General features: G+C 34.4%; 5 protein-coding genes. 2 read left to right on the top strand and 3 right to left on the bottom strand.

Annotated elements, in window-relative coordinates:
• Positions 1-270: 270 nt before the first annotated feature.
• A complete protein-coding gene (locus ACP6PL_RS31180; protein ID WP_426549260.1) occupies positions 271-1,056 on the bottom strand; it encodes a cysteine hydrolase family protein in 786 nt (261 codons plus the stop codon).
• 1,306 nt (positions 1,057-2,362) lie between these two features.
• Between ACP6PL_RS31180 and ACP6PL_RS31175 the strand changes: the two genes are divergently transcribed.
• Complete coding sequence (locus ACP6PL_RS31175) at positions 2,363-2,626, top strand: hypothetical protein (protein ID WP_426549259.1); 264 nt, start codon at positions 2,363-2,365, stop codon at positions 2,624-2,626.
• A gap of 329 nt (positions 2,627-2,955) precedes the next feature.
• On the opposite strand, the gene ACP6PL_RS31170 is transcribed toward ACP6PL_RS31175, so the two are convergent.
• Together ACP6PL_RS31170 and ACP6PL_RS31165 are read right to left on the bottom strand one after the other, a co-directional pair.
• Positions 2,956-4,722 (bottom strand): sensor histidine kinase, encoded by a 1,767-nt coding sequence (locus ACP6PL_RS31170; RefSeq protein ID WP_426549258.1) that lies wholly within the window; start codon positions 4,720-4,722, stop codon positions 2,956-2,958.
• A 650-nt stretch (positions 4,723-5,372) separates the two neighbouring features.
• Complete coding sequence (locus ACP6PL_RS31165) at positions 5,373-6,710, bottom strand: hybrid sensor histidine kinase/response regulator (protein ID WP_426549257.1); 1,338 nt, start codon at positions 6,708-6,710, stop codon at positions 5,373-5,375.
• 1,488 nt (positions 6,711-8,198) lie between these two features.
• Between ACP6PL_RS31165 and ACP6PL_RS31160 the strand changes: the two genes are divergently transcribed.
• Positions 8,199-9,398, top strand: coding sequence for a glycosyltransferase (locus ACP6PL_RS31160; protein WP_426549256.1), 1,200 nt, complete (start codon positions 8,199-8,201; stop codon positions 9,396-9,398).
• The last annotated feature ends 289 nt before the right edge of the window (positions 9,399-9,687 follow it).

Here is a 9,687-nt window from a genome sequence, read left to right as displayed (position 1 = left end):
TATAAGGAAATATCCTAGCACTTTTCTCTTGGTCGATTGGATATGGCGTTTCGGCTAAGAGCCGACATGAAAAGCGTTAGCGGCTCTGCAAGAGCGGGAAACCTCGCCATCCCTCGACCGCTTTTTCCCCTTAAAAGGGGAGGCTTTAAACCAGAATTATTTAATTATTAATAATTAATAATTGGGTAAGTTATGTTTGCGGAGAATTTCCGCAGGAAAAGCTCAGTCATAGATTACTTTTAACTTCTAGGGGCGAATGGCCATTTGCCACTACTGATTTTTGACTTGCGCTATAGCTTCTACAATTGCCAAAGAATTTGTGACAAACCCAAAACACTGTTTCACATTATAAAGAGTAGCTTGCCAACAATATTCAGGGGAAGTAGTTGCACTACAGTCAGAAACTAAAATGCAGTCATAACCAAGAAAATTTGCATCCTGTAACGTTGCCATTACACATTGATCTGCATTCACTCCAGCAAACAAGAGAGTTGTTTTGCCAATATTTCTTAGGATGCTGTCAAGGGGGGTATCCCAAAACCCACTCATCCTATATTTACTTACGCGAATATCTGCTGGTTTTTGCTCCAACTCATCCACAACTGCTGCTGCCCAACTTCCTTCTATGAGTACGGGAGCTTTATTTTTTGGTAGTGGATCGCCTAAACCTATACCTTTTCCTGTGGGGTTGTAGACATGGCGTAACCCAGCGCTGATATTCAGTAAGTCGGGGCGGTTTCCCCAATTTAACCAAACGATCGGAACGTTTTGCGATCGCAACTTTGGTAAAAGATTTATCAGTGGTTGAATAGGAGATCTTGCAGGTGTCACATCTACGCCAATGTGAGCTAACCAACCATCAGGATGGCAGAAGTCATTTTGCATATCTATAACTAGAATTGCTGTTTTAGCTAAATCTAAGTTAATGCTTTTGGTTTCAGTTTTAATGGCAACTGGTTTGACAGGAAGAGGTGGACGGGTAATATCTACAATTGTTTCATCAACTGACCACGCATTAGGGGGTACACCCAAGGTTTCAAGAGAGGAATTTTGCATAATATTATATGGTCTCACGGAACTCAAAACCAAGTGCGCAATTCTGAAGTAACCTTAGAATCTAAGATGCACTTAAGACAGTGATTTAATTTATCAGTAAGTTGTTTAGCATTTAAACCAGATATCCAATTTTTGTCACAGGTAACAAGCAACAGAGAATATAAAATCTAAATGATTCTCAGCTTACCTCTAGCTGAACGGAGGCTTGAAATCCGAAATATCCTTTTCATTGATTTATACTAGAGTATTTAGTTTAGGAGCGAGTAGCCACTCGCTCCTAAAGCCATGTTAATGTAAGTAGGTAGGTAAGAAAATTTACAACTGTCATTGCGACTGGAACGGAGTGGAAGGAAGCAATCTCAAGGGTATGAGGTGCATCAACATTTCGTTACATAGTTAGGTTTATTCGCGCCTACGTACTTATCATTATTTTTTTAATTTGGTATTACATCAATTTCAAGCAATTATTTCACTTGATAGATATCAAGCTATTTGTGAAATATTGATGGTATTACTTGGTAAATTCATTTATAAAATCCGAATAATATTATCTACTTTTATTTTCCTCGATCTTTAGATTTTTAGTTATAGAATTTAATAAAAATTTAATTTTACTTAAATAATTTTTACATATTTTAGATAAAGTAGATAATAGAAATTAGCAATATAAAAATATTTTTATTACTTCTAATTGCCAAGGGTAAATATCAAAACTTAGATTAGAGTATCCACAATAAACTCAAAAATTCAAAGTTAAATCATTCCTGTAACTAAGGCAAAAAAATTCTCAAATTTTCTAACATTACAGCACTTTTGAGGATGGTGAGGTACACTTGAAGAGTAATCTCTCTTCACCCCGTGAGCTAAAGTGATAAAACTTTGTACCTCACTAACTCCGAAACTGCTGTAATTACGACTGCTATAATTCCCGATAATTTATTAACTATTTGGTCAATAACTAATGCTCTTATCCAAGCTCGCCAAATAAAAATGTAATTCTCAGATTGCAGTTAGAGTCACAAATAGATTTCATTTAGCTCTATTACAATCTAATTCCATGTAAATGTTGTACAGCCATTATGGTAAATTTATTTAACAAAAATCAAAGGTTAATTCTATATCTTAAACAAAATTCGTATTAAAGCTACTTCTACCATACTTCATATACCTGAAATATGCTGTAATACGAAGCATTTCCTGCGGAATGCTGTGCAAACAGCCGTCAGCTAGCCTCTTGCCTCCTACGGAGGAGCTACGCTTTTTCGTATAGGGAATGCTCCGCATTCATGTCCGCGACAGCGGAAAGATGACGCGCAGCGAAACAGAAGAGTTGCATCTTTCCAGAGGAGCTTTCCTTTCCTGCGGAATGCTACGCATTCATGTTGCGCAACGAAACGCTAACAGCTCTCAGCGTTCCTCTTTTATTGCATTTGGAGGAAGAATTAAAATTGAGGTGGAGCGAGAATTAAAAGTCTGGGTAACAGCAAAAGCATCAGCTAACTTTAGCTGTAATGCTTCATTTTCATTGCTGTTAACGCAGTTCCTCTGTAGAAAGCTAGCTGACTGCTAATAGCTGAATGCTTACTGTAAGACTAGAACAATTGCTAGATAAAAATCAGGTAAATATTTAGGTGGCTCGCCTTTCCTCCGGAGTCCTACCCAAACAGTTTTTCTTTGTTAATAAACCTGCACCAAGTAATTAATGATTAAGATTATCTAATACCTTTTGACAAAAACTTTTAATTTTTGCTCAATCTTTCAACTATGATTTTTTCTTGAAAACAATAAATTAATAGCTGACAGCTAATAGCTGTTAACGAAGTTCCTCCGCAGGAAGCTGGCTGTTTGCGCAGCATTCCACAGCAAATGCTTACAAAATTAGTTATCTACTATGCTATTTTATGCTATTTGAAGAACTTTCTGACTAATAGGAATCTGAATTATGAACTCTGCTCCCTCTCCAGGCTGAGAATTACATAATAGCTTTCCGCCATGTTTTTCCACAACAATTTGATAACTAATGGATAGCCCTAACCCAGTTCCTTTACCTGAAGGTTTAGTTGTAAAGAAGGAATCGAATAGTTTTTTCTTAACCTCTTCAGTCATACCAAAACCATTATCTGCAATAGAAATTAACACCCACTCGTCATTTAAAACTTTAGTACAAATTTTAATTTTATTATGATTTTTCCTAACTTTTATTGGTGTGCGCAGATTCGTATATTCCTCTAGTGAATCAATAGCATTACTCAAAATATTCATTAATACTTGGTGAAGTTGACCACTACAAAAATCTACTAATGGTAATTCTTGATATTCTTTAATTATCTTTATTTTTGGAGAAGAAGTTTTGCCTTGAATACGATTATCTAAAAGCATCAATGTACTATCAATTGCTTCATGGATATCAACTTGTTTAATTTCTGCTTTTTCAAACCGAGAAAAATTACGCATTGACTTAACTATTTCATAAATCCTTTCTGTTCCTATCTTCATAGAGTCTATAATTCCATCAAGGTCTTTCTTGACAAAATCAAGGTCAATTTCTGCTATTTTGTTTTGAATTTCTGCTGTAGGATGAGGATATTGTTGTTGATATATCTCTAGCAATTCTAGTATGTCTTGAATATACTCTTGAGCTGGAGTAATATTTCCATGAATAAAGTTAATAGGGTTGTTAATTTCATGGGCGACACCAGCTACCATTTGTCCTAAGCTAGACATTTTTTCTGTGTGTAGCAATTGAGCATGAGTTACTTGGAGTTTTTCTAGAATTTTTTGCTGTTTTGCGAGAGCTTTTTCTAAACGTTCAGATTGAATTAATGTGGATTTTTCCGATACATCTAATAAATGATTTAATGCTGCATTTTCTGATTGGAGCTGTTCAATAATTTTATCTTTATCTATTTCTTCCTTCTGACTAACTTTTTGAGTTTGGCAATCTGAAAAAATTTGACCTTGGTCAAAGGGCAAAAGAGTCATTTTTACAGCTAATGCTAATGGTTTTAATAAATCAATTGTTTCCCTTGGCACTTTAACTCTCAAAAACATTAAAACTACAAACATATTTCCTGAAGGTAATAAACCTCCAAATCCAATTACAGATTTAACATTAAAAGGAATTACAAATGATTCTTGGGCTGGAATATAAGGACTACCCAAAGCATCAGGTACATAGAATATGTTGTACATTTTTTGCTCTAAGTCAGCCAATAAATTTGGGTCTGCTTCTAACACTTGACCAGGATCTAATCCTAATTGTTGAATTAGCCTTGATATCATCGGAATTTTAGCGATCGCTTCTTTATTTGCTAAAGGAATTGCTTGATGCCCAGAAGATTTTTGTCGTAAGTTCCATTCTGGTTTTTCCCCGGCAGTAGCCAGTAAAGTTAAGCATTTTAGATTGGGATTGACTGGTTGATTATTTAATAGTTTAGAAGCATATTCTTGCAGTTCAGGGGTTAGTTTTTCATATGGAATAGTTTGAAACATTCGGATTAACACACAGGATTTTTCCTGAGTATTTTTACTAACTATATTCTCGTAAATATATTTAATAACTTTGTTACTTACTTCTTCTGTGCTATTAGTATTTTTACCGAGCTGGCGTAAAACTAGCCCACATTCTGACATATCTCTGAGACCAAATTGAGTTAGATCATACATTTTTATTTTCTGTCTTTACTTTCTGTCTTTAACTTTCTTAATTTTGAAGTTTTTTGATTTAAGTTTAACATAACAATATAGTAATCCTAAATTATGAGTAATAATTTTATAGTTTCCTGTTCTCTGTTTCCTCTTCGTAGCAAGGTTTAAAACAGAATGTTACAAATAATAAAATAGAAATATTATACTTAAAATATTTGTTTGAGTACAACGAGAGTTTTATCTTACTAAAAAATATTTACAGACTATTGTTCCTAAGTCCTGACTTATAATTATATTGAAGCAAACATTTATTCAACTGGTATTAGCAGGTACACAAAATTAATTACACATTTTTTCAGACGGAATCCTTTTATAGTGTATATCTCATATAGCATTTCCCATACTGGTAAGGTACGCGCATTCATTGTTTTAGGGAACGGGGAACAGGGAAGAGAAATAGAAATACAAATACAAATAAATATAACTATACCTCATTAGACTGAGAAATGCTATATCAAATTATACTAAGTAAACAATTGGTCAAAAATAGCGATTAATTAGAACTGAGAATAAATCCTCAAATTATCATTTGACTAAGTGATTAAGAGTCTATTTATTTGAATTAAAATAAAAATAATTTCATAATTATTTATAATTGTTTTTCTTCTTTAAATTGGTAACTTAATTACAAACTCTGTTCCTTGTTGAGGAAGAGTATTACATTCTAACTTTCCCCTATGCCTTTCTACTATAATTAAATGATTCAGAGACAAGCCTAACCTATTTATTTTATTACCAGGTTTTGCACCTTCAAAAACTTCAGAAAGTTTATCTTTGAGATGTGCGAGCATTCCCAATCCATTATCAGCTATGATAATTTCTACTTCATCGGATTGAATAACCGAAGTAGTAATAGTAATCCGATTAGAATTTTGCAAAATTTCATCATAAGTTCGATTTTTTTTATTATTATATTCTTCCAAAGAGTCAATAGCATTTACTAACAAATTAATAAACACTTGATTTAAAGCATGAGGATAACAATTAATCTTCGGTAAATCTCCATAATTTTTGACAATTTCAATCTCTGGACGCTGATGATTAGCTTTCAATCTATGCTGTAAAATTTTCAGGTTACTCTCTATTGCATCATTAATATCAAAAGGGACTTTAGACATACTATCTGCCCTAGCAAAACTTCGCAATGATACACTCGTTTCGCTAATCCGATCGCTAGCTAATTTGATAGAAGATAACATTTTAGGTAATTCTTCAATCAGAAAATCTATATCCATTTTTTCCGCATCTTCTTCAATTGTTGAACCAGGCTGAGGAAATTGCTGTTGATATAGTTTTATGTGATTTATAATTGCTTGGAGATATGTTTCAGCTAAAGTAATATTTCCAACAACTATACTAACTGGATTATTAAGTTCATGGGCAATACCAGTAATTAATTCACCAATACTAGACATTTGCTCACTTTTAATCAGTTGAATTTGAGTCTGTTGTAGATTGGCTAGAGATTGAGAAAGTTCGGCAGTTCTTTCTTTTACCCTTTCTTCTAATTCAACTTTGGCTTTTTGCAATTCAATTTCTGCTTGAGTCCGTTCTTTTATCTCCTGTTGTAAGCGTATATGTATATTAATTCTTGCTAAAATTTCTTCTGCCTTAAAAGGTTTAATAATATAGTCTACCGCTCCTAATTTTAGACCTCTTATTTTCTCCTCAGATTCAGAAATAGAAGTCATAAAAATAACAGGAATATTTTTAGTTGTTTCTGAAGATTGCAAACGGCGACAAATTTCAAAACCATTAATTCCTGGCATTAGTACATCTAACAAAATTAAATCTGGCAATTCATTTTTTAGCTTTTCAAGCGCCATTTCTCCATTTTCTTCTACTATGACATTAAAGCCAGATATTGTTAATAAATTAGACATGAGTTTAAGATTCATTTCTTGATCATCCACAATCATAATTGTGTATTCTTTGTTCTGATTCATGGAAACTCCTCTACAGTTCTTGATTAGCTAAAATTGATAACTTATTCTAATAATCGTAAATGACCTATCACAAATGTATCTAGATTTACTTGGAGCATAACCAACCTAAATTAACAGCAGATTGGAGATAACTTATTACTAAAGTTAACCAATAAAGTACACTATCTAAATCTAGCACCTGCACCCAGAAAAAATGGCAAATAAGGCAAATAAAATATAATTTTTATCGCATGATTATTAACTATCTTAACATTATTCTGAAAGTAATAGCGATAAAAATTGTCTACAGTGTAATTACGATTTGGAGAGAAAACCAGAGAATAAAAATCTCAAAAATCACAAACTTTACTAAACTCCTCATTTCAGTTAGCCTGCTAGGGCGGAAACTGCCTTTTTTCCTTAGTGGTACTTTGATATTTTTCGCAGCAAAAATCCCTTTAAAGCTAATCGGGGTAAGGGAAATACATCAACACACTAGAAATGGCTCAAACCTAGATATATCATGGAATAGGTTAATTAAATCTCAACAATTGAGAATTGAGAATTGAGAATTACTTCTCCTTGAAACAGATAGGATTGACGAAGAGGAAAATTGTTATTTATTATCCCCTTACAGCGCTTTTCAGTTGAGTAGACCACAAAACTGTTGTAGGAGTAATGAGTAAGGAGTAATGAGTAAGGAGTCAGTATCATTGTGGTTTATTAATATGAAAACCGCTGTAAAAGGAGAGGCTTTAAACCACAATATTTCGGTAAAACCTTGACTGTATAAGGGTTTTATGCTATTATTGACAGATTTTTTGCTAAAGTACCGTTAGTTCATGCTCCGCAAATATTTCTCGTAGCGTTTTTCATGTCGGCGACAGCCGAAACAGAGATGGGAAAGCAAAACAGTACCGAACACTGAAGCTAGAAGCTGGAAATACTGAAGTTGATTTTTTTCATCCCCTATCCAAGAAGCTATGCTTTACCCACATCTCTTGAATTCTTTACAGGATAGGGGAGAGGGGGAAAAGGGGGAAGAGAAGACAAACCTGCCATTTCTCATATCTAGGACAGAGGTGACTAAAAGTGAATAAGGTAATTTCACGATTTGCCAACTCTGACTAGCAACTTAAACCATTTCCCCACACTCCCCACCCTGCAATGCTTATAAGACTTATGGGTAAGGGATAGATCCAAGAAGAGGCTATTGACCTAATTTTTGGTCATAAATAAAGTTAACTTTGAAAATAAGCTAGAAGAGCTAAGAGTTTAGTAAAATTTATATCATATCCTGTGGTATGGGAACCTATAAACATTTAGGAAATATTTACCAAGACTTAAGTTGTTCCTTATTTCAAACCTTGTTACTTCTTACTTATTCAAACTTTACAATATATAATACGGATTCTACCAGACATAATATTACTTGCTGTAGCTCTATTTGCAGTATTATTTTTCCTACCTAATTAGCAAAACACCCAAAGATTTAGGAGTAATAACCCATTGGATATAATTATTGAAGGTTGGCGTTTTTTACCCCACTCCTACGCGATCGTCAATCAATTCCAACTACTAGAAATGCTCAAGCGACCCCAACTGCAAATTTACCATAGGGATATACCATACATTAGCAAAAGCTGGCAACCTGTCATAGATTTATTGCCCCAAAATGCAGAAATAGCATTACGCAACATCCCCACCCCATCACCACAACAACAAGCAGATGCTACATTACGGATGTATGCTCCCTTTAATCTAAATTCCTCAACAAGCAACCGCACAGCAATTTTTGGTTGTACGGAGTGGGGCATGGTTACCAAATCTATTATTCAAGGAATGGGTGTAAACTCCTTTACAGAGGCTCATTCTCAATCAGATACGATTATTATCACTCCCTCCCACTGGTCAAAAGAGGGGTTTATTCGCAGTGGCGCTGAGGAAAGTCGGGTTGCGGTTGTACCTCTCGGTGTCAACCCCAATATTTATCATCCTTTACCAATAGATAAGAGAAATACCCTGCGCCAAAAATTGGGCATTGATAACTGTTTTGTTTTTCTCAACGTTGGGTTGATGTGCAACAGTAGTCAAGGGGTGGGGCGTTTACTCAAAGCATTTGCTACTATTGTTGAGCGTTATCCAAATACTAAACTCATCCTTAAAGGTAGGGATGCTATTTTTCCTTCTAAAGATTCTATTGCTAAAGCTGGCAAAGTTGCACTTACAGATATAGAGATGGAAAGAATACAATCTAGAATTATTTATTTTGGTCAAACTCTTTCTTTTCTGGAGCTAGCCCAACTTTATCAGATTGCTGATACTTATGTTTCTCCCTATTTAGCAGAAGGATTTAATTTGCCAGTATTGGAAGCTGTAGCTTGTGGTTTACCTGTTATTTGTACAAAAGGTGGCCCCACAGATGATTTTACTCACCCTGACTTTGCCTTAGCAATTGATAGTAAGCTCCAGAGTAATCATACTAAAGATGGGGAAAATCTTTGGTTTGTTCTGCCAGAACAAGACCATCTGATTGACTTAATGCAAACAGTAATTGAAAAAACTTTATTTCGGGAACAGGCCCGTAAAGTCGGCCCTCAATGGGTAGTCCAAAATTTTACTTGGAACCAGGTGGTAGACCAGTTATTAGATTTGCTTATACCATCTTTGAAGCTTAGTAGACCAACCTTTGAGCCAATAATTTTGTGAATGGAGTAGGGGAGTAGTCACGCTTCATGCCTAGAATAGTTAAAAACATTGCTCTTACTTACTTAGAAATTAGAACAAAATCAAACCGGATAAAATTAATTACGCTCAAGAGGTTTCATCAGCATAAACCAGAATTTCCCGATCTTATTTAATTTCCGTTCCTTACTTATTACCGAATAATTATTAATTATTAATTATTAATTATTACTTAAATAATTCAGGTTTAAAGCCTCTTCTTTCAAGAGGAAAAAGCGGTCGAGGGATGGCGAGGTTTCCTCGCCATATCCAA

The organism is Dapis purpurea BLCC-M126 (assembly GCF_050015975.1).
GTDB lineage: Bacteria > Cyanobacteriota > Cyanobacteriia > Cyanobacteriales > Microcoleaceae > Trichodesmium.
This window is presented reverse-complemented; position numbering and strand designations above follow the sequence as displayed.